19 protein-coding genes, 1 tRNA gene and 1 pseudogene are annotated in these 18,858 nt (G+C 65.3%); 11 read left to right on the plus strand and 10 right to left on the minus strand.

What is annotated here, in order from left to right:
* Window positions 1-45: 45 nt before the first annotated feature.
* On the minus strand, window positions 46-2,415 hold the full coding sequence (locus AYK61_RS19710; protein ID WP_121872061.1) for a DEAD/DEAH box helicase: 2,370 nt from the start codon (window positions 2,413-2,415) through the stop codon (window positions 46-48).
* Between the two features lie 400 nt (window positions 2,416-2,815).
* Here AYK61_RS19710 and AYK61_RS19715 point away from each other — a divergent pair, with 400 nt between their 5' ends.
* The 5 genes and pseudogenes from AYK61_RS19715 (at window position 2,816) to AYK61_RS19730 (ending at window position 8,161) form a co-directional block, all read left to right on the plus strand.
* Entirely contained in the window at window positions 2,816-3,019 is a 204-nt protein-coding gene (locus tag AYK61_RS19715) for a cold-shock protein (RefSeq protein ID WP_005248460.1), read from the plus strand.
* 148 nt (window positions 3,020-3,167) lie between these two features.
* Window positions 3,168-3,755, plus strand: coding sequence for a hypothetical protein (locus AYK61_RS19720; RefSeq protein ID WP_121872062.1), 588 nt, complete (start codon window positions 3,168-3,170; stop codon window positions 3,753-3,755).
* A 109-nt stretch (window positions 3,756-3,864) separates the two neighbouring features.
* The gene (topA, locus tag AYK61_RS19725; RefSeq protein ID WP_121872063.1) at window positions 3,865-6,873 is read left to right on the plus strand and encodes a type I DNA topoisomerase; all 3,009 of its coding nucleotides are present in this window, start codon (window positions 3,865-3,867) and stop codon (window positions 6,871-6,873) included.
* A gap of 116 nt (window positions 6,874-6,989) precedes the next feature.
* Window positions 6,990-7,028 (plus strand): annotated as a pseudogene (locus AYK61_RS28300) (hypothetical protein).
* Entirely contained in the window at window positions 7,025-8,161 is a 1,137-nt protein-coding gene (locus AYK61_RS19730; protein WP_397485500.1) for a DNA polymerase III subunit delta', read from the plus strand. Before AYK61_RS28300 ends, AYK61_RS19730 begins: the two are co-directional and overlap by 4 nt.
* Here the strand turns inward: AYK61_RS19730 and AYK61_RS19735 are convergent.
* A complete protein-coding gene (locus tag AYK61_RS19735; RefSeq protein WP_121872065.1) occupies window positions 8,158-8,676 on the minus strand; it encodes a CGNR zinc finger domain-containing protein in 519 nt (172 codons plus the stop codon). The two genes, AYK61_RS19730 and AYK61_RS19735, sit on opposite strands and share 4 nt — an antisense overlap.
* An 88-nt stretch (window positions 8,677-8,764) precedes the next feature.
* Here AYK61_RS19735 and AYK61_RS19740 point away from each other — a divergent pair, with 88 nt between their 5' ends.
* The 4 genes from AYK61_RS19740 (at window position 8,765) to AYK61_RS19755 (ending at window position 11,581) form a co-directional block, all read left to right on the plus strand.
* Window positions 8,765-9,460, plus strand: coding sequence for an SDR family oxidoreductase (locus AYK61_RS19740; protein WP_121872928.1), 696 nt, complete (start codon window positions 8,765-8,767; stop codon window positions 9,458-9,460).
* Window positions 9,461-9,528: 68 nt separating this feature from the next.
* A tRNA-Thr gene (locus AYK61_RS19745) sits at window positions 9,529-9,604 on the plus strand.
* 102 nt (window positions 9,605-9,706) lie between these two features.
* Window positions 9,707-10,750: a zinc-binding dehydrogenase gene (locus tag AYK61_RS19750; protein WP_220709133.1), complete on the plus strand. Its 1,044-nt coding sequence runs from the start codon at window positions 9,707-9,709 to the stop codon at window positions 10,748-10,750.
* A 21-nt stretch (window positions 10,751-10,771) separates the two neighbouring features.
* A complete protein-coding gene (locus AYK61_RS19755; protein ID WP_121872066.1) occupies window positions 10,772-11,581 on the plus strand; it encodes a triacylglycerol lipase in 810 nt (269 codons plus the stop codon).
* Here AYK61_RS19755 and AYK61_RS19760 read toward each other — a convergent pair.
* From AYK61_RS19760 to AYK61_RS19775, 4 genes are read right to left on the minus strand one after another with little or no spacing between them, the layout of a single operon-like run.
* Window positions 11,571-12,383, minus strand: a complete 813-nt coding sequence (locus tag AYK61_RS19760) for an ABC transporter permease (protein WP_121872067.1) — start codon at window positions 12,381-12,383, stop codon at window positions 11,571-11,573. The genes AYK61_RS19755 and AYK61_RS19760 overlap by 11 nt on opposite strands.
* Window positions 12,380-13,330, minus strand: a complete 951-nt coding sequence (locus AYK61_RS19765; RefSeq protein WP_121872068.1) for an ABC transporter ATP-binding protein — start codon at window positions 13,328-13,330, stop codon at window positions 12,380-12,382. The genes AYK61_RS19760 and AYK61_RS19765 overlap by 4 nt, the downstream gene beginning before the upstream one ends.
* A complete protein-coding gene (locus tag AYK61_RS19770; protein ID WP_121872069.1) occupies window positions 13,327-14,418 on the minus strand; it encodes a transcriptional regulator in 1,092 nt (363 codons plus the stop codon). The genes AYK61_RS19765 and AYK61_RS19770 overlap by 4 nt, the downstream gene beginning before the upstream one ends.
* A gap of 57 nt (window positions 14,419-14,475) precedes the next feature.
* Window positions 14,476-15,573 carry a DNA alkylation repair protein gene (locus tag AYK61_RS19775; protein WP_121872070.1) on the minus strand — a complete coding sequence of 366 codons (1,098 nt, stop codon included), beginning with the start codon at window positions 15,571-15,573 and terminating at the stop codon, window positions 14,476-14,478.
* A 114-nt stretch (window positions 15,574-15,687) separates the two neighbouring features.
* On the opposite strand from AYK61_RS19775, the gene AYK61_RS19780 reads away from it, so the two are divergent.
* Complete coding sequence (locus AYK61_RS19780) at window positions 15,688-16,419, plus strand: spore photoproduct lyase family protein (protein WP_397485283.1); 732 nt, start codon at window positions 15,688-15,690, stop codon at window positions 16,417-16,419.
* On the plus strand, window positions 16,416-16,595 hold the full coding sequence (locus AYK61_RS27660) for a spore photoproduct lyase family protein (RefSeq protein WP_220709135.1): 180 nt from the start codon (window positions 16,416-16,418) through the stop codon (window positions 16,593-16,595). The genes AYK61_RS19780 and AYK61_RS27660 overlap by 4 nt, the downstream gene beginning before the upstream one ends.
* A gap of 24 nt (window positions 16,596-16,619) precedes the next feature.
* Here the strand turns inward: AYK61_RS27660 and AYK61_RS19785 are convergent, their stop codons facing one another.
* The 4 genes from AYK61_RS19785 to AYK61_RS19795 all read right to left on the minus strand — a co-directional run bounded on the left by AYK61_RS19785 (window position 16,620) and on the right by AYK61_RS19795 (window position 18,744).
* Window positions 16,620-17,021: a type II toxin-antitoxin system VapC family toxin gene (locus tag AYK61_RS19785; RefSeq protein ID WP_121872930.1), complete on the minus strand. Its 402-nt coding sequence runs from the start codon at window positions 17,019-17,021 to the stop codon at window positions 16,620-16,622.
* A gap of 20 nt (window positions 17,022-17,041) precedes the next feature.
* The gene (locus AYK61_RS19790) at window positions 17,042-17,278 is read right to left on the minus strand and encodes a type II toxin-antitoxin system Phd/YefM family antitoxin (RefSeq protein WP_183130364.1); all 237 of its coding nucleotides are present in this window, start codon (window positions 17,276-17,278) and stop codon (window positions 17,042-17,044) included.
* A gap of 122 nt (window positions 17,279-17,400) precedes the next feature.
* Window positions 17,401-17,529 (minus strand): hypothetical protein, encoded by a 129-nt coding sequence (locus tag AYK61_RS27985; RefSeq protein ID WP_259468129.1) that lies wholly within the window; start codon window positions 17,527-17,529, stop codon window positions 17,401-17,403.
* A 102-nt stretch (window positions 17,530-17,631) separates the two neighbouring features.
* Window positions 17,632-18,744, minus strand: coding sequence for a DUF2087 domain-containing protein (locus tag AYK61_RS19795; RefSeq protein ID WP_121872071.1), 1,113 nt, complete (start codon window positions 18,742-18,744; stop codon window positions 17,632-17,634).
* Between the last annotated feature and the right edge of the window lie 114 nt (window positions 18,745-18,858).

The raw sequence follows: 18,858 nt of genomic DNA on the forward strand, positions 1-18,858 counted from the left end.
GTTCAGCAAGTGCGCGCGCGTTTGCGGCCGATCTGAGGCGGCCGATCACCCCTCACGAGTGATGGCCGCCAACACTGCGGTCAACACTCGAACGGCACCGTCTTTGTCCAAGGGATCGTTGCCGTTTCCGCATTTGGGTGATTGCACACAGGACGGGCAACCGGTTTGGCATTCGCACGAGACGATGGCGTCTTTCGTAGCGGTGAGCCAATCGGCGATGGCCACGTGACCGCGATCGGCGAATCCCGCTCCGCCGTCGTATCCGTCGTAGACGAAGACGGTCGGCAGGCCGGTGTCGGGGTGCAGGGCCGTCGAGACTCCACCGATGTCCCAGCGATCACAGGTCGCGACCAGGGGCAGCAACCCGATGGCGGCGTGTTCTGCTGCGTGCAGCGATCCGGGGAATCGTTCGTACGGAACACCGCTGTGCTCCAACAACTCCGGGGTGATGGTGTACATGACGGCTCGAGTGTCGAGTGTCTGTGCGGGCATGTCGAGTTCGATCGAATCGAGTACCTCGCCGGAGAGCAAGCGTCGCAGATATCCGACGACCTGATGCGTCACGTTCACCTGCACCAGCGCGACGCGTGCCTCGCCGTAATCGACGGATTCGTGCACCGCGGTGATCGAGATGTCGGTGATCTCGCGGGCCGAGGTGTTCCACTCGGGCTGCTCGGCGTGCACCAGTGCGAGTCCGGCATCGAGATCGAGTTCGTCGACCACGAATGACTCGCCCTGGTGAATGTGGACGGCACCGGGGTGGGCGGTGGCAGGAGCTCTACCGCCGTCCACGGTGCCCAGCATGCGGCCGGACTCGCCGTCGACGATGGCTACCTGCACACCGGTGCCGCCGCGAATGTTCACCGCACCGTGCGGTGAGAGTTGCTGACCCTCGGGCGTGATGAACCACCCGTGCGGACGCCTGCGCACGTAGCCCTTCAGCTCGAGTTCCTCGAGTACCGATTCAGCGCTCAACGACTCGGCCTCGGCCAACGTGATCGGTAGTTCGACTGCGGCGCAGAGCAATTGCGGAGCCAGAATGTAGGGGTTGGTGGGATCGGTGACGGTGGCCTCGACGGGCTTGTCCAGCAGAGCCGCCGGGTGATGCACCAGATACGTGTCGAGTGGATCGTCGCGCGCCACCAGCACCAGCAGCGAGCCCTCCCCGCGTCGTCCGGCCCGGCCGCCCTGCTGCCAGAACGACGCGACGGTGCCGGGGAAGCCGGCGACGATCACCGCGTCCAAACCGGCGATGTCCACGCCCAGTTCGAGCGCATTGGTGGTGGCGACGCCGAGCAGGGTGCCGTCGGACAGATGGGATTCGAGTTTGCGCCGATCCTCGGCCAAATACCCTGCGCGATAGGCGGCGACGCGTCGTACCAATTGCGGATCGACGTCGGCGAGAATTCTCTGGGTACCCAGCGCGGTCACCTCGGCTCCGCGCCTGGACCGCACGAATGCCAGAGTTCGCGCGCCCTCCACCAGTAGATCGGCCATGATGCGCGACGCTTCCGCGCCCGCGGACTTCCTTACCGGAGCGCCATTTTCGCCGGTGATCTCCTTGAGCAGCGGCGGTTCCCACAGTGCGACGGTGCGGGCTCCGTGTGGGGATCCGTCTTCGGTGACTTCCGCGCACGGCGCTCCGATGAGGCGACCGGCTGCTCGCCCCGGTTCGGATGTCGTCGCACTGGCCAGAACGAATACCGGCGATGCTCCGTACCGTGCGCAGAGGCGTCGCAACCGCCGTAGCACCAATGCCACATTGGATCCGAAAACGCCGCGGTAGTAATGGCATTCGTCCACCACCACGTAACGGAGATTGCGGAGGAACCGCGACCACCGCTCGTGCGAGCCGAGGATGCCTAGATGCAGCATGTCGGGGTTGGTGAAGATCCACCGCGCATTGGCGCGGGCCCACTGACGTATCTCGATCGGGGTGTCGCCGTCGTACGCGCTGGGGAACACCTCGGCGAGTTCGTCTGACACCGAACGTAACTCGTCGGTGATCGAGATCGTGGTGCGTAGCTGATCGGCACCGAGGGCCTTGGTGGGGGCCAGATACAGCGCGGTTGCTCGGGCATCGGCGGACAGTGTCGTCAGAATCGGGAGTTGATACGCCAGCGATTTACCCGAAGCGGTGCTCGTCGAGAGCACCACATGATTGCCTTCGGCCGCGAGTGTTGCCGCCTGTGCCTGATGCGTCCACGGTTGTGAGATCCCACGAGAGGTGATCACCTGCACCACTTCCGGGCCCACCCACGACGGCCAGGAGGCGAACTGCGAGGCCCGTGCCGGCAGTTCGGCGACGTGGGTCAACGGGCTTTCGCTCGCGGGCGATCCAGCCAACACTCGATCCAGCAACCGCTGCCCGTAACTCCCGGCATCCGCACCGCCGTGCGGATGTTCCTCGCTCACTGCCGGTCTCCATGCATTCGTTCGATCTACAAGTGCCGTCGGGCTCTTCGCGACCTGGGATCCCCATGCTAGCGCGGACCCTGCTGGGCTCCTTCGCGCCCTGGTGAAAGCTGCTTTTCACCTGTCCGAGGTTGTCCGTTTCGACAACACGGACAAAATGTTCGAAAACGGTCGACTTTCGACTGTTGCGAACGCGAATCTCATGGTTCACTTGAGCCGGTCGCAGCTTCTGTGTTCGTTCTACGCTCGCAGGATCTATCGTTGCGGGCGCGGTACTGGAAGAGCTCGTCCGTCAGGGGGAATCCTGTGGGGGATTGTTGGAAAGTGCAGCGGTCGGAACCGGCCCGATGGACCGAAAGTGCGCTCCATCGAATCCGGTGTTAGAAAGAGAAGGAAAAGCATGGCTCAGGGAACTGTGAAGTGGTTCAACGCCGAAAAGGGCTTTGGATTCATCGCACCAGAAGACGGCTCCGCTGACGTCTTCGTCCATTACTCCGAGATTCAGGGCAGCGGCTTCCGCACCCTCGAGGAGAACCAGCGCGTCGAGTTCGAGGTCGGCCAGGGCACCAAGGGTCCTCAGGCAACGGGCGTTCGCGCAGTCTGATTCTCTTCTTTTCGGAGACGAGAACCGTCATCCCCCTTTTTCATCGGTCGTACAAGTCCGGTGGAAAAGGGGGATGTTTCGTTTCCGCGAACCACCGGGGAGCGTCGAAAACAGTGAGCGCGGGCGTCGATGTCCTAATGTCCATGCTGTGAACCAGCTGTCCTTCTTCTCCGCCGAGTCGTTGCCGCCCGCGGTGACCGATCTCAGTGGGCTGCTGGCTGCAACCGGCCATGTCGTCACCTCCGCGGGTGCGGCCCGAATCTCCGTCGTTGTCGACGCGCAGTGGCGCGCGGATGCCATCGCCGAACTCATCGAGCAATGCGGTCTGACGCCGGAGCTCGGTCGATCGGAAGAGGACAGGCCACTGGTGCGTACCGCATCGGTGCCCGAACTGTCCGCGTTGGCGTCTCTGTGGACCAAGGGCGCTGTCAAAGCCGTCCCGCCCGGTTGGGTACCGGGTTCTCGCGAACTGCGCGCCTGGGTGCTCGCGTCGGGTCGTCCCGAGGCGGAGGGGGAGCGGTACGTGCTCGGCCTGGATCCCCATGCGCCGGAGACTCACGCCGTTCTCGCTCAGTCGCTGATGCGCGCGGGTATCGCGCCGACGCTCATCGGCACGCGTGGATCCAATCCGGGCCTCAGAATCACCGGTCGACGTCGGCTGTTGCGCCTCACCGAGAACGTCGGCGAGGCTCCACGGAACGTGGACGCACGTACCAATTGGCCCCGCGCCGAGTAGGACGATCTGTGACTGATCTGCGAGTATTTGGCCGACGTATGTCAGTCTGTTAGTAGTGGGACAGGCAAATCTGCCTGTGAAAACGCACTAGGGAAGGTTCGGCAGCAAGGTGGCAGCACGTAACAACGGCACGGGGGACAGCTCCGCCGAGCCACGTCGTCTGGTCATCGTCGAGTCTCCGACCAAGGCAAAGAAGATCGCCCCGTACCTCGGGAGCAACTACGTCGTCGAGGCCTCCGTCGGCCATATTCGCGACCTTCCCCGCGGTGCCGCGGACGTTCCCGCCAAGTACAAGGGTGAGCCCTGGGCGCGGCTCGGCGTGGACGTCGACCACGACTTCGAGGCCCTGTACGTCGTCTCGCCCGAGAAGAAGGGCAAGGTCGCAGAGCTGAAAAGCCTGCTCAAAGACGCCGACGAGCTCTATCTCGCCACTGACCCCGACCGCGAGGGTGAGGCCATCGCCTGGCATCTCCTCGAGACCCTGAACCCCAAGATCCCCGTTCGACGCATGGTGTTCCACGAGATCACCAAGCCGGCCATCCTCGCCGCTGCGGCCGATACTCGCGACCTGGACCAAGACCTGGTCGACGCCCAGGAGACCCGTCGTATCCTCGACCGTCTCTACGGCTACGAGGTCAGCCCGGTGCTGTGGAAGAAGGTCATGCCGAAGCTCTCGGCCGGCCGCGTGCAGTCCGTCGCCACCCGCATCGTCGTCCAGCGTGAGCGCGAGCGGATGGCTTTCCGCAGTGCCGAGTACTGGGACATCTCCGCCACGCTCGACGCCGGAGCCGAGGCCGCGCCGCGCAGTTTCGGTGCCCGTCTGGTCAATGTCGACGGCAATCGCGTCGCCGCCGGACGCGACTTCGGGGCCGACGGCAAGCTCAAGTCCGACGCGGTGACCGTCCTGGACGAACCCCGTGCCCGACGCCTCGCCGAGGCTCTCGAAGGCGTCGATCTGACAGTCGCGTCCGCCGAGGACAAGCCGTACACCCGCAAGCCGTACCCGCCGTTCATGACGTCGACGCTGCAGCAGGAAGCCGCCCGCAAGTTGCGCTTCAGCTCCGAGCGCACCATGCGTGTCGCGCAGCGGCTGTACGAGAACGGCTACATCACCTACATGCGTACCGACTCGACGACGCTCTCCGCGTCGGCGATCTCGGCGGCACGAACCCAGGCGACCGAGCTCTACGGACCGGAGTACGTCCATCCCTCGCCGCGTCAGTACACCCGCAAAGTCAAGAACGCGCAGGAAGCCCACGAGGCCATCCGCCCGTCCGGTGATGTCTTCCAGACGCCCGGTCAGTTGCACTCGGCCCTGCAGACCGACGAATTCCGCCTCTACGAGCTGATCTGGCAGCGCACGGTCGCGTCGCAGATGGCCGACGTGCGCGGCACCACGCTGACACTGCGCATCACCGGAACGGTCGGAACCGGCGAGGAGTGCACGTTCTCCGCTTCGGGGCGCACCATCACGTTCGCCGGCTTCCTCAAGGCCTACGTGGAGAGCGTCGACGATCAGGCCGGCGGACAGTCCGACGACGCCGAATCACGTTTGCCCGCACTGGTTCAGGGTCAGGCCGTCACCGCCACCCAGCTCGATCCCGACGGTCACACCACAAACCCGCCCGCGCGTTTCACCGAGGCGTCGCTCATCAAGACGCTCGAGGAACTGGGCATCGGTCGGCCGTCGACGTATTCGTCGATCATCAAGACCATTCTCGACCGCGGTTACGTCTACAAGCGCGGCAGTGCACTGGTGCCGTCGTGGGTGGCGTTCTCGGTGGTTGCGTTGTTGGAGGCGCACTTCGGGCGTCTGGTGGACTTCGACTTCACCGCAGGCATGGAGGACGACCTCGACGCCATCGCGGGAGGCCGTGAGCGACGCGGCAATTGGCTGCAGAGCTTCTACTTCGGCGGCGACACCGGTGCCGAGGGCTCGGTGGCTCGCTCCGGTGGCCTGAAGAAGATGGTCGGCCAGAATCTCGAAGAGATCGACGCCCGCACCATCAACTCCATCCGTCTGTTCGACGACTCCGAGGGTCGCGAAATCCATGTGCGCGTGGGCCGTTACGGTCCGTACCTCGAGCGCATGGTCAAGAACGATGACGATCCGGACGGCGATCCGATCAGCCAGCGCGCCAACCTGCCCGACGATCTTCCGCCGGACGAGTTGACGATCGACTTCGCCGAAAAGCTTTTCGCCACACCGCAAGAGGGGCGCAAGCTCGGTGTCGATCCGCTGACCGGTCACGACATCGTCGCGAAGGAAGGCCGTTTCGGGCCATACGTCACCGAGATCCTGCCCGAGCCGGAACCCGAACCCACGCCCCCCGAGCCCGATATCGTCCCGGTGCCGTCCGGCAACGACGGTGACGGTGGCGGCGGAGTCAAGACCGCGGTGAAGAAGGCGGCGGCCAAGAAAGCTCCGGCCAAGAAGGCGGCTGCGAAGAAGGCGACCGGCCCCAAGCCGCGCACCGGTTCTCTGCTCAAGTCCATGGACCTGGCGACCATCACGCTCGAGGATGCGCTCAAGCTGCTCTCGCTGCCTCGCGTCGTCGGAGTCGATCCGGAGTCGAAGGAAGAGATCCTTGCGCAGAACGGTCGCTACGGCCCGTACCTGAAGAAGGGCACCGACTCTCGCTCGCTCGCCGACGAGGATCAGATGTTCACCGTCACCTTGGAAGAGGCGCTGAAGATCTACGCCGAGCCCAAGCGTCGGGGTCGTCAGGGCGAAGCCAAGCCGCCGCTGCGCGAGCTGGGCGTCGACCCGATCAGTGAGAAGCCGATGGTGATCAAGGACGGTCGCTTCGGGCCGTACGTCACCGACGGCGAGACCAACGCCAGCCTGCGCAAGGACGACGAGGTCGAGTCGATCACCGACGATCGTGCGTCGGAGTTGTTGGCGGACAGGCGTGCTCGTGGTCCGGTGAAGAAGAAGGCACCGGCGAAGAAGGCTGCCGCCAAGAAGGCTCCGGCCAAGAAGGCCGCAGCGAAGAAGGCTCCGGCAAAGAAAGCTGCTGCCAAGAAGACGGCCACCAAGACCACTGCCTCCAAGACCACTGCCGCGAAGAAGTCACCGGCCAAGAAGGCCCCGGCGAAGAAGACCGACACCGAGTAACCGCCGAGCTCGAAGTTATGGATGTGAAAACGGTTCAAAGCCGCCGTAACTTCGAGTTCGCGGGTTCGGGTTGTCGGCCCCAACCACTAGGGTTGCGTGCATGGCGGGTGTGTTCGATCGATTGGTCGGTCAGGAAGATGTCGAGGCCGATCTGACGGCCGCTGCGGTGGCTGCGCGCACCGGCGTCGACTCGTCGGCGATGACGCATTCGTGGCTGTTCACCGGCCCGCCCGGGTCCGGCCGATCCATCGCTGCCCTGTGCTTCGCTGCGGCATTGCAGTGCACCACCGAGGGCACTCCCGGGTGTGGGCACTGCCAGGCCTGCTCGACCACCATGGCTGGCACTCACGGCGATGTGCGACGCGTCGTGCCCGAGGGGTTGAGCATCAGCACCAAGGAGATGCGAGACATCGTCTCCATCGCCTCGCGTCGACCCAGCACCGGGTTGTGGCAGGTGGTGGTGGTCGAGGACGCCGACCGGCTCACCGAGGGTGCCGGAAACGTGTTGCTCAAGGTCGTCGAGGAGCCGCCGGCCAAGACGGTGTTCCTTCTGTGTGCGCCGTCGGTCGATCCGCAGGACATCTCGGTGACTCTGCGCTCGCGGTGCCGTCACGTCTCGCTGGTCACGCCCACGGTGCCGGCGATCGCGCAGGTGCTGCAGACTCGCGACAAGCTCGACGCCGAGACGGCGGAGTGGGCCGCGTCGATCAGCGGTGGTCACGTGGGCAGAGCGCGTCGCCTCGCCACCGACGAGGATGCGCGGGCGCGTCGCAAACGTGCCCTGGCGCTGGCGTCGGCTGCAGCTCGGCCCAATCAGGCGTACCTCGCGGCCGAGGAGTTGGTGAAGGCGGCCGAGGATGAGGCCAAGGAGATGAGTGCCTCGCGCGACGAGGCCGAAACCGAGGAATTGCGTACGGCTCTGGGTGCGGGCGGTACAGGCAAGGGCGCGGCGGGTGCGCTGCGCGGCTCGGCCGGGGTGCTCAAGGATCTCGAGAAGCGGCAGAAGTCGCGTGCCACCAGGACCGGTCGCGATTCACTCGATCGCGCGCTGATGGATCTGGTGGGCCTGTATCGAGATGCGCTCGCTCGCTCGTACGGATCGACCGCCACGGCAACCCATCCCGACATGGCCGAGCAGGTCGAGCGCATGGCGAAGGCCGTCTTGCCCGAGGCGCTGCTGAAGAGCATCGAGGCGATCCTCGAATGCCGAGAGTCGTTGGCAGTCAATGCAAAACCCAAGTTCGCGATCTATGCGATGGTGGCGACGCTGGGCGACGTGCTCCGCTAGGTCTGCGCTTTCTTGCGCGCCCGCGAGGCGCGGAGATTGGCCACGTTGCCGCAGGTCTTCACGTCGTGCCAGACGCCGCTGTTGTTGCGGGAGCGGTCGTAGAACGCCGATCCGCACGCCTCGTTCTTGCATCTCTTGAGCCGGGGCCAGGTACCCGATTGCTGGGCGAGCAGTATTTCCGCCCAGATCTGTGACGCGATGTAATCGGCCCCGGTGCCGGTGGGCGCGAGCCGGACGCTGCCGTCGGCGTCCGCTACGAGTTCGACTCGAACGGCCGGCCGTGCGGCCATGTCGCCTGCGATGGCCGCTTCCACGTCGGATCGCAATGTCCGTAGCGCCGCTGCATCCTCGTCCGAGAGCGTCGTCCCCCAGGTAGTCGATGCGGTTTCACCGTCGGCGATGAGGTCGGGTAGTCCGTAGGGGGCGATGGCGCGCGTATTCAGCAGATCCTGGACGACGTGCAGCCCATCGGGTGCAGAAGCGAGGTGGAAGCGCTCGGTGGGTGTCGGCGACATAGGTGAACACTATTTGACTATGTCGAAGCGGTCAACTATGAATGACAGAATCAAAAGCAATTGACCTCTGTCTCGAAGGGTGAACTTCATGGTGTCGATTCAAGGAGCAACGGTGTTGGTGACCGGCGGTCAGCGCGGCCTGGGCAGAGCGACGGTCGACGCGTTGCTCGAGCGTGGGGCCGCGAAGGTCTACGCAACGGCGAGGAACCCGCGCGAGGACTCCGATCCTCGGGTGGTGCCGGTTGCCCTCGATGTTGCCGAAGCTGATTCCGTTGCAGCGCTTGGTGATATCGCGTCCGACGTGTCGATCGTGTTCAACAACGCCGGTGCTCCCGGAACGACACCGTTGCTGACGACGTCGATCGACGACGTTCGCGCAGTGTTCGAGACCAACGTGTTCGGCGCGCTGCGAATCGCTCAGGAATTCGCGCCGATCCTGAAGGCCAACGGCGGCGGCGCGCTCGTCGACATCCACTCGGTGCTGTCCTGGCTCGGCGGCGCAGGCGCGTACGGGGCGTCCAAGGCGGCGATCTGGTCGGTCACCAACTCGCTTCGGCTCGAGCTTGCGCCGCAGGGAACCCTCGTCGTCGGGGTGCATCTGGGGTACACCGACACCGACATGATCGCCGAGCTGGATGTCCCGAAGAACGACCCACGCGATGTAGTACGCCAGGTGCTCGACGCCGTCGAGGCAGGGGAGAACGAAGTGCTCGCCGACGCTGTGACCAGGCACGTCAAGTCGCTTCTCGGTGGGCCGGTGGAGGGACTAGGTCTCGCCGGCTGACCCCGTCGCGGGAGGCGATTTTCGTTTCGATGTGCTGCTCCGTTAGACTCACCAACGCCGAAAGGCACGCCGCCTTAGCTCAGTCGGTAGAGCATTTCACTCGTAATGAAAAGGTCAAGAGTTCGATTCTCTTAGGCGGCTCCACCAGCAGGCCCTCGATACGCACCAGCGCGTCGGGGGCCTTTTTGGTTGTCGATCCAGCGCTGCATCGGCCTGTTCGTGACGTCGGTCCTGCAAGATGACTTCATGCGAACCGGAAGAGCCAGCGGTGACCTGATGACAGCCATCGTCACCACCGGCATCGGTGGGTACGACAAACTCGTCGTGTCCGAGGTGCCGATACCCGTGCCGGGCCCTGGTGAGGTGCTCGTTCGAGTGTTGGCCGCGGGGATGAACAACACCGAGATCAACACACGCGTGGGCTGGTACGCGGACGGCGGGTGGAACGACGCGACGCCGTTTCCGCTGATTCAGGGCACGGACTGCTGCGGTCTGGTGTGTGCGAGTCCCGGGACGGACGAATCCATCGTCGGTAGCCGAGTCCTGGTTCGACCGTGCATGCGTGTCGACGGCTTCTCGTCGGGCGAGACGCGCTGGTTGGGTTCGGACATGGACGGCGCGTTCGCGCAGTTCGTCGTCGTTCCGGCGAGCGAGATCTTCGCGGTCGACTGTGGGTGGACCGACGCCGAGCTGGCGACCATTCCGTGTGCCTACGGCACGGCGGAGAACATGATCGCTCGCGCGGGAGTGCATCGAGGGTCGACAGTGCTCATCACCGGCGCGTCGGGCGGAGTCGGTTCTGCCGCAGTGCAACTGGCTGTTCGACGCGGTGCCCGCGTGATCGGCGTCGCGAGCCCTACCAAGCACGACCAGCTCCGCGAACTCGGCGTCCACGAGGTGTACGGGCGCGATGTCGACGTGGTGGACGCCCTCGGCAAGCGCAGCGTCGATGTGGTGATCGACAATGTCGCGGGCGACGGTTTCGGCCCTTTGCTCGACGTCCTCGTTCGTGGGGGAACATACGTGTCCTCCGGCGCGATCGCAGGACCCGTCGTCGCGTTGGATCTACGGACGATGTACCTGAACGACCTGACTCTCCTTGGCTGCACAGCGTGGGACGAGGACGTGTTTCCGAACCTCGTGTCGTACATCGAAGCCGGTGAGATTCGTCCCTTGTTGGCCGAGTCGTTTCCGCTCGAGCAGATCGCGGCCGCGCAGCAGCGCTTCCTGGAGAGGGACCACGTGGGGAAGTTCGTGCTCGTTCCTCCGGTGGTCCGCGATCAGGCGTGATCTGCAGGCACACTGGACAGAGTGTTCGCCTCCCTCGCCCCGGCTCGCCGTCGTCTCGTGTTCGTCTTACTCGCTCTCGTTCTGGTCGGGATCGTCGCGGCTGTGGCGGCCTTCGTCGCATCACGCCCCGCGAACGACCCCGTCGCCAGCGTCGACCAGTCCGTTCCCGGCCCGGTGCTGCTGATCCCCGGGTTCGGCGGATCCACCGACTCGCTGGAGGTGCTCGCGGCCGAACTACGGGAGGACGGTCGCGACGCCACCGTCGTAGCTCTGCCCGACGGTGGCGTCGGCGATCTGACCGTGCAGGCGCAGACCCTGCGCGACGCCGTCGACGCGGCTCTGGTTCGGACGGGAGCGACTTCGGTCGACGTCGTCGGGTATTCCGCCGGTGGGGTGGTGGCCCGGCTCTGGGCCGCCGACCTGGGCGGTGCCGAGCAGGCCCGACGCATCGTCACTCTCGGCTCCCCGCACCACGGCACTCAGGTGGCGGCTCTGGCGGCCCAGTTCGTGCCCGACCAGTGCGCCACCGCCTGTCAGCAGCTCGCCCCGGACAGTTCCGTGTTCGCCGCCCTGAACTCCGGGGACGAGACCCCGGAGGGGCCGCAATGGGTGTCGATCTGGACCGAGTTGGATCAGGTGGTGACCCCGCCGACGTCGGCCGAACTCGACGGGGCCGTCAACATCCCTGTCCAGAGCGTGTGTGCGGACTCGACCGTCGATCACGGGAACCTGCCCCGCGATCCTCTGGTCGGCGCGATGGTCTCTGCCCAGTTGGACGGCGACTCCACCACCCAGCTCGGCGCAGGTGATTGCAGCCGTCTCAGCTCGTGATGTCCTTGGTGGTGAAGTTCGCCCACGCCGCGCCGAGAAGAACGACGACGTAGACGCCCTGCACACCGACGCCGCGCATCAGGTCCCGCGTCGGCACCGGGTCGCGGAACAGGTCGACGAAAGCCAACCAGTATCGCGTCGGTAGGTACGGCGCGATGGCGTCGGCGGCGTCCAGCGTCAGCAGCAGCGAGCTCGCGATGAGGAACGCCAACGCGCCCAATGTCGCGGCGAGCGGGGAGTCGGTCAGGGTCGACAGGAACAGGCCCATGGCGGCGACTCCGAGCATGGACATGGTCACGTAGAGCACGGCGATGACGGTGCGCGCGGCGACCTGTTGATCGGTCAGCACCGTGCCGGACACGCTGGAGACGCCGGCCAACGACGTGGTGTCGAACAGCGTCGTACCGACGAAGTACGCGACAGCGGCCACGATGACCACGGCCAGCATCACGAAGGCGGCCACCGAGATCAGCTTCGCCACCAGTAGCTTGGTGCGTCCCACCGGGCGGGCGAGCAGGTAGCGCAGGGTGCCGGCCTGAGCCTCACCGGCAACGGAATCGCCTGCGATGACGGAGACGGCGACGGGCAGGAACAACGGCAGCACGATGGCGAGCGCGGCGAGCGGATAGAGCTGGCCGTTGGTGAGCACCGCGGACAGAAACGCAGGGCCTTCGCCGGGGCGCGGACCGACGTCGGTGAGGGCCAGCAGACCCGCGACGATGGTGGGCAGCAGATTGAGCAGCAGAATGACGACCCAGGTGCGGGGTCGGCTCAGCATCGCGCGCAGCTCGACGCCGATCATGCGGTCACCTCCGTCCGGGTGGAGCGGACGGGACCGTCGATTCGGTCGGCACTCGAGCCGGTAACGGCCAGCACGGATTGCTCCAGACTCATCTGCTGCGTCGTCAGCTCGCTCACCCGCACCCCGCCTTCGACGAGCAGTCGATTGAGCAGGGCCGAGTCGGGGTGTTCGATCACGAGCTGCTGCCCTTCACGGTGGAGCACGGTGGCGTTCTGGACTCCCGAGAGCACGGTGACGGCCTCGGCCGGGTCCGGGGTGCCCACCAGCACCCGGCCGGTGGGCTGCTGGAACGCGGAGAGCTGATCCTGCAGAACGAGGCGACCCCGATCGAGCACTCCCACTCGGTCGCACAGTTGCTCCACCTCGGCCAGCAGGTGACTGGAGAGGAACACCGTGGTGCCCGCCGCATGCAGACCCAGGAGCAATTCTCGAATCTCCAGGATTCCCTGTGGGTCGAGACCGTTGGTCGGCTCGTCGAGGATCAGCAGCTCGGGCGTGCGCATGAGCGCCGCGGCCAAGCCGAGGCGCTGCCGCATACCGAGCGAGTACTGCTTGACCGGTCTGCGTCCCACCCCGGCAAGGCCCACCTGCTCGAGGGCTTCGCCGACGCGGGCGTTCCTGGTGCGCCGGGACCCGCCCGGCCCGGCCGCGTCGAGCAGTGTGAGGTTCCGGCGGCCGGAGAGGTTGGGGTAGGCGGCGGGGTTCTCGATCAGCGCCCCCACCCGCGGCAGCACGTTTCTTCGTCGCCGCGGCATTTCCTCGCCGAGCACCTGCATCTGCCCGGAGGTCGCCAGGACCAGCCCGAGCAACATCCGCACGGTCGTCGTCTTGCCGGAGCCGTTGGCACCGACGAAGCCGTAGATGTCGCCGGCGCGCACGTCGAGGTCCACGCCGTCGACAGCCTGCACCGATCCGTAGCTCTTGGTCAGGCCGGTCGTGCGGATCATGCGACTGCTCCTTCGAGCTGCTGGGCGGCGGTGGCCAAGGTTTCCGCGGTGACGGTGCCGGAGAGCAGGTAGCGACGCCGGTCGGCGGTTGGCTCGGTGATCAGGACGTTGAGCGGGCCGATCGTCAGAGCGACGCTGCTGCCGGTGACGACCGCGCCCGGAGCTGCCCACAGCTGATCGACGAGCCCACGGGCGGCGCGACGCGGCAGCGGAGCGGCGATCAACGCCGTCACTCCGCGGCCGTAGATTCCCACCGCACCCTGGCCGCCGCGGTCCCTCAGACCCAGGCCGGAGAGAGTCGAAGGAAGACGGGCGGAGTCGATCCGGTCGGCGAACGAGGCGATGTCGAGACCGTCCTGCTGCTGCACATCGGTACCCGGTGGTGGGACGAAACGGACGGTATCGGCGTCGGGGGTCGCGGAGGAGAAGTCGAGGAATCCGGTGCTGACGATAGGGCGAGTGGCCCCGTCGCCCAGCACGTCCACCTGCAGCGGCAGCCCAGTCTCTGGGTCGGCCCACACATCGACCTCCGTGATGGTGCTCTGCGGCTCGTTGGGAATCAGCCGCAGGCCGGGGGCGTCCCGGCCGGCAATCCGACGGGTCGGCAGCCGGGTGACCTCGTCGGCGGTCGCCTCGCTGAGCAACCGCTGCCCGAGCTCCGGGGGTAGCAGGTCGGCTTGGCGAGGCAGGCGCAGACTGGGCTCGGGGACCGGGGTCACCACGGCCGTGTTCTGTTCGTAGTCCCAACTCCACAGTCGCGCCGGGCTCCGGTAGAGACCGCGCTCACCGGCGAGGCGCACGGTGTCGACGCGCCAGCTGTCCGGGCTGCGATACCAGGCACGCAGGGTCGTGGTGTCGCCCAACAGATCCGGTAGCCCGCCGAGTCCGTCGGTGACCGGCAGGGTGACACCGCCGACCGACTGGGCGTAGCCCGAGTACGGGGTCGCGGTGGAGGACTGGACGCGGGAGAGCAGTTCGGCCGCACCGATGTCCGACGCGTCGACGGGCAAGCGCTCGATCACCGAGGGCGTGGCGACGAGCACGGCGATGCCGAGCACCACTGCCAGCCACCGCCACTTCTTGTGCACTACATCGACCGTACGGACGTACCCGTTGTGCCGCAGGTGGGCGGTACAAAGCCCGCGTCAGCCGACGAGCACGAACTCCGCGAGACCGTAACTCACACCGTTGATCTGAAGCTCGATCGAGTGCGGACCGGGGTAGTACTTCCGTGTGGTCAGCGTCTTGAACGAGTGTTGCCGCGCAACGTCGATGCTCTCACCGGGTGCGATCGTTTTCGTCGTCAACTTGAACGTCTTCCCTGTCACCCCACCGTTGGCTTTGGTGTGGTGGACGATGTAGTCGATCGCGACCTTTGCCGGTTCGGTGCCGACATTGCGGATCGACGCATCGAAGTGCACGCTGCCGCCGATCCGTAGCTCCGCAACGTCGAGGGTGGGTCCTGTCACCTCCAGGTCGGCCGGAGCGAAGCCCAATAGTGCAAGGGCGTCGGTGTTTCCGTTCTTGATCACCGTCCGAAGCGCGTGTCGCACGAGCCGGTCGGTGTGTGCGTCCGGGTCGTCGAGCCACCGGGCCGCGGTCCGGACGACCAAGTCCGCGACATCTCGGCTGAAGTCGTTGAGGTGGTTGGCCACCGACCGTCGAACGTAGTCACTGTCGTCTCGGTAAAGCCGGTCCAGGATCGAGACCGTGACGCCCGGCCGCGCAAGAATCTCGGGGACGCGCACCGACCACGGCAGGTACGGCCGGGTGCCTTCCGATGCCAGACGACGCACGTGCTCGTCCGAGTATTGCGTCCATTCGAGCGCGATCGCGAGAGCCCGATCCGCATCGGCTCGCAGAAAAGTGCGGATGGCGAACTCCGAGGTGAGTCGCCCGGTGAGTTCGGCCAGCAGCGACATTCCGTCGTCGAACGCGGCGGATGTCTGTTCGTCCACGGCCTTCATGGCCACGGCGCTCGTCACCGGCCAGATCGACCAGCCTTGCAAGTCCGGATTCTCGGCAGCCCGGCGGATGGTGCGAGCGAACTCCGCGTAGTCGCCGGGTAGTCCCGTGAGAAGGGCATCGCGCAACAGATCGGCGCGGGCCCGAAGCGCGAGCGGCCGCAACCGGTCGATCGATCCTTCGAGTACAGACAGATCTGCGCTCGGTGCGGCGGTCCGGATGGTCCGCAACAGAGTGCGGGCTGCATCCGGGCCGATGAGTTCGTCGGCAAAGGGCATGAGAGCTTCTTACCCGAGATCCATGAACCGCGAAATTACCGGAGCTGAATTGGACAGAATCTGAGCTGCTGTTATCGGGAAGGTTTGACCGTCCCCGGGCGTTGACCAGAGGTAATGGACAACGTTCTCTCCGCCCCTGCTCGACTGTGGACGCCCTCTCGCGTCCTGGTCACCCGGTCTGCGTCCGAGCTTCCCCATACCGCGGAAATCATTCGTCGATGCGAAGCAGCCGGAGTGACCGAGATCGATGTGTTGCCGGGGGACCGTCTGACCGGCCTGCGCGGTGAGTCGGAGCGGGAGAACTATGCGCGTGCCAAGACGACGATGGCGGTGGTGGTGGCACCACCGAGTGTGCTGAAACCACAACCGATTCCGCCGAGTGCAGATTGGCGTATCGACCTGGCGAAGGGATGCCCGGCGCACTGTCAGTACTGCTATCTGGCGGGCTCGTTGTCCGGGCCGCCGATCACCCGGGTGTTCGCCAACCTCGACGACGTCCTGGCCGGTATCGGCACCCATGCCGGCCGCGGCACCATCACCACGGGAACCGAGGAGCGTGGACACGAGGGCACTACCTTCGAACTCTCCTGCTACACCGACCCTTTGGGGATCGAGCACGTGACGGGATCGCTCGCCGAGGCCGTGCGCAGGGTCGGCGCAGGAACCTACGGCGACGACGTGTCGCTGCGTTTCACCACCAAGTTCGACGACGTCACCGAGTTGGTGACGCTCGATCACGGGCGAAAGACCCGAGTTCGCTTGTCGGTCAACGCCGATGGCATCGCGCATCGACCGCCGAGATCATCACCCATCGATTCACGCCGTCCAGCAAGGATGTCTTGTTGAGCTGGTACCCGGGGACGAAGCTCGAGATGGACGAAAGTGCCCGCACGGCAAAGAGAAACAAGTTCGGCGGCGTCAAGTACGTCTATCCCAAGGACACCATGTCGGAGATGCGTACATGGTTCGTGGAAGAACTCGAGTCCGTGCTCCCCGAAGCGCAGCTTCTCTACTGGACGTGAAGACGCCCGGCTAGTGTTCCCCGGTCAAAAATCGTGATCGGGATGTGGAACGGAGATGACCGTCAGCCCGTCGATTCCCGTGAAGTCGTTGGGGTTGCATGTGAAAAGAGGCAAGTCGAGGGACAGCGCTGATGCTGCGATCAGGGCGTCGTACGCTCGTGCAGCCGGCTTCCTCCCCGATTCGCGAAGAGAGGCTGCGACGCGTCCGAAAGTTCGAGCAGCGGCTGCATCGAACGGCATCGCGTCGAAGTCCGACTCGGCCTGCTGAAGGTGTAGTTGCCTTGCCGCGCGTTCAGTTCGAGAGCCAGCAACGTGTGGACCGACCGACAACTCTGCCAAGGTCACTGTACTGATGGAACACTCGGCCGGGAGTGCATCAACGTCGCGAATCCTTCCGAGCAAGATCACGGTGGATGTATCCAGCATGCCCCGCGGGTGCCGAGCGCTCACAGTGAAGCGTCCAAGACCGAATCGATGTCTCTGCGCATCGACATAGGGTCGACCTGCGGCAAATTTCTGCGCCGACTGATCAGCTGCGCCGTCGAGACGCTGCGACGGGGAATCGGCCGGAGTTCGGCAATTTCCGTTCCGTCTCGGGTGACGATCAGTGATTCCCCCCGCTCGACACGTGCGAGGACGTCGCCACCGTGGTTCCTCAGATCGCGCATGCTGACCGGTTCCATGCTGTGACTGTATCACCGGTGATACGGGTAAGTCAGGGTTCCTGCAGGTCGCATTGTCGGCGTGCGAAGTCGCCCGGCCTCCACCGTCGTGGGGTGGAGGCCGGGATGGGAAACGGGAGGGGCTAACTCATCTTTCCGAACGTGGCGTCGATATCTGCCATCTCCATCTCGGCGGTCTGCTGAATCGGCTCCATGAGGTCGGTGTCCAGGCCGGGAGCGAACTCCTCGAGCCGCTCCGGTGAGATTTCCATCGGAGCGCCGGCGGGGGCCTGCTGCTGCGCTCAAGTAGTGGGTGCCCCGTATGTCTGCACTCGAATCCTGGGCCCCCTCGGCATGGCCGTCGACCAGGCGATCTATTCCTTGCCCAGCGCCCGGTACATCGAACCGGCGCTGTTTCGCTCGAGGAATCCGGTGTCGACGAGTTCGCGTCGCAACGTGGCGTAGTCGTCGTCGAAGAACCGGCACAGTTCGTTCACCTGATGCTCCGAGGACCACGTCGTCGAACTCAATTGCTGTGCAATCACCTTCAGGAATTCGGCTCGATCACGGCTGTATCGAGGTATCTGCGTCGGCTGCGGCTTCGTTCGTGGAAGCTTCAGAAATTCCTCGAATGTCTTCTCGTCGATGACGAGTCGATCGTCCACCCGAGTCACCACCGACATAGCGAACAGGCGCGCGATGGCCTTGTGTAGTGCACGGCCCGGCAGTCCGGTGTGGGTCTGGAGCGCAACCACTGTCGAGAGTCCAGTGCCGATCGCGAACAGGACCGTCCGAAGATCGGGATCTGCGAGAACATGGAGGACTCCGGTGGCGCGGTCCAGTAACGGCGCATCGTCGTGGACCCCGATGGACTCGAACCGCAAGGGAACCCCGGTGGCGGCCACCATGTCGTCGGTGAAACTCACCTCTCGTACGGAGTCGGATCGTCTCCTCAGAAGGCCGACCCCCATCGAATCCTCGCCGTCGACTCTCGGGAGCGTCAGGGCCTCGACGTCGTCTGCGCAGAACCGCAGTATCGCGTTCCACAGCGGGTTCGCCTCAGCCGGCAGGTACGAGTTCTCGATGGCGAGAATGCCGTTCGGCCCGACATGTGGCCACAGTGCACGCACGAATCGTGCATCCGTAACGAGCGATTCGCCGTCGATCCACACGAGATCGAACGGGCCGACGTCTCGCAAGTGTCGCGGTGGCATGTCGAACAGCGAGCCGTCGATCGGCTCGACGAAATCGAACCTCGGTCGATTCTCCCGAGCGAAACGTTCGACGCCGGAATCACCGCCGTCGTCGTCGGCGAAGCTCAGGAGTCGGGGAGTGATCCCGCTACCGACCGATTCGAGTGCGCGTGCCAGAGCGAGCGTCGAACTCCCGGAGCCGACGCTGAGCACGCTCGTCGGTCGCAGCAGTCTCACGAGGCCGGACAGGATCTCGAACGAGCTGTCGATGCGATCCCAGGAACTGGCGGACACTGTGGCTCCTTTCGGACGTCCTCGATGTGAGAGTTGCTGCGCGTGCGTTCGGCGAACTCACCCTCCCACGGGTGGCGGCGGCGCTCTATGGTCGGCCGATCGATGTAGTCGATT

The organism is Rhodococcus sp. SBT000017, assembly GCF_003688915.1.
GTDB lineage: Bacteria > Actinomycetota > Actinomycetes > Mycobacteriales > Mycobacteriaceae > Rhodococcoides.

Excerpts from the sequence above, each read along its gene's own strand:
- AYK61_RS19760 (WP_121872067.1), bottom strand. The coding sequence starts at position 12,383 with ATGATCGGCGTCGAGCTGCGCGCGATGCTGAGCCGACCCCGCACCTGG.
- AYK61_RS19765 (WP_121872068.1), bottom strand. The coding sequence starts at position 13,330 with ATGATCCGCACGACCGGCCTGACCAAGAGCTACGGATCGGTGCAGGCT.
- AYK61_RS19735 (WP_121872065.1), bottom strand. The coding sequence starts at position 8,676 with ATGTCGCCGACACCCACCGAGCGCTTCCACCTCGCTTCTGCACCCGAT.
- AYK61_RS19785 (WP_121872930.1), bottom strand. The coding sequence starts at position 17,021 with ATGCTGGATACATCCACCGTGATCTTGCTCGGAAGGATTCGCGACGTT.
- AYK61_RS27985 (WP_259468129.1), bottom strand. The coding sequence starts at position 17,529 with ATGGAAATCTCACCGGAGCGGCTCGAGGAGTTCGCTCCCGGCCTGGAC.
- AYK61_RS19780 (WP_397485283.1), top strand. The coding sequence starts at position 15,688 with ATGGACAACGTTCTCTCCGCCCCTGCTCGACTGTGGACGCCCTCTCGC.
- AYK61_RS19790 (WP_183130364.1), bottom strand. The coding sequence starts at position 17,278 with ATGGAACCGGTCAGCATGCGCGATCTGAGGAACCACGGTGGCGACGTC.
- AYK61_RS19775 (WP_121872070.1), bottom strand. The coding sequence starts at position 15,573 with ATGCCCTTTGCCGACGAACTCATCGGCCCGGATGCAGCCCGCACTCTG.
- AYK61_RS19750 (WP_220709133.1), top strand. The coding sequence starts at position 9,707 with ATGCGAACCGGAAGAGCCAGCGGTGACCTGATGACAGCCATCGTCACC.
- AYK61_RS19715 (WP_005248460.1), top strand. The coding sequence starts at position 2,816 with ATGGCTCAGGGAACTGTGAAGTGGTTCAACGCCGAAAAGGGCTTTGGA.
- AYK61_RS19740 (WP_121872928.1), top strand. The coding sequence starts at position 8,765 with ATGGTGTCGATTCAAGGAGCAACGGTGTTGGTGACCGGCGGTCAGCGC.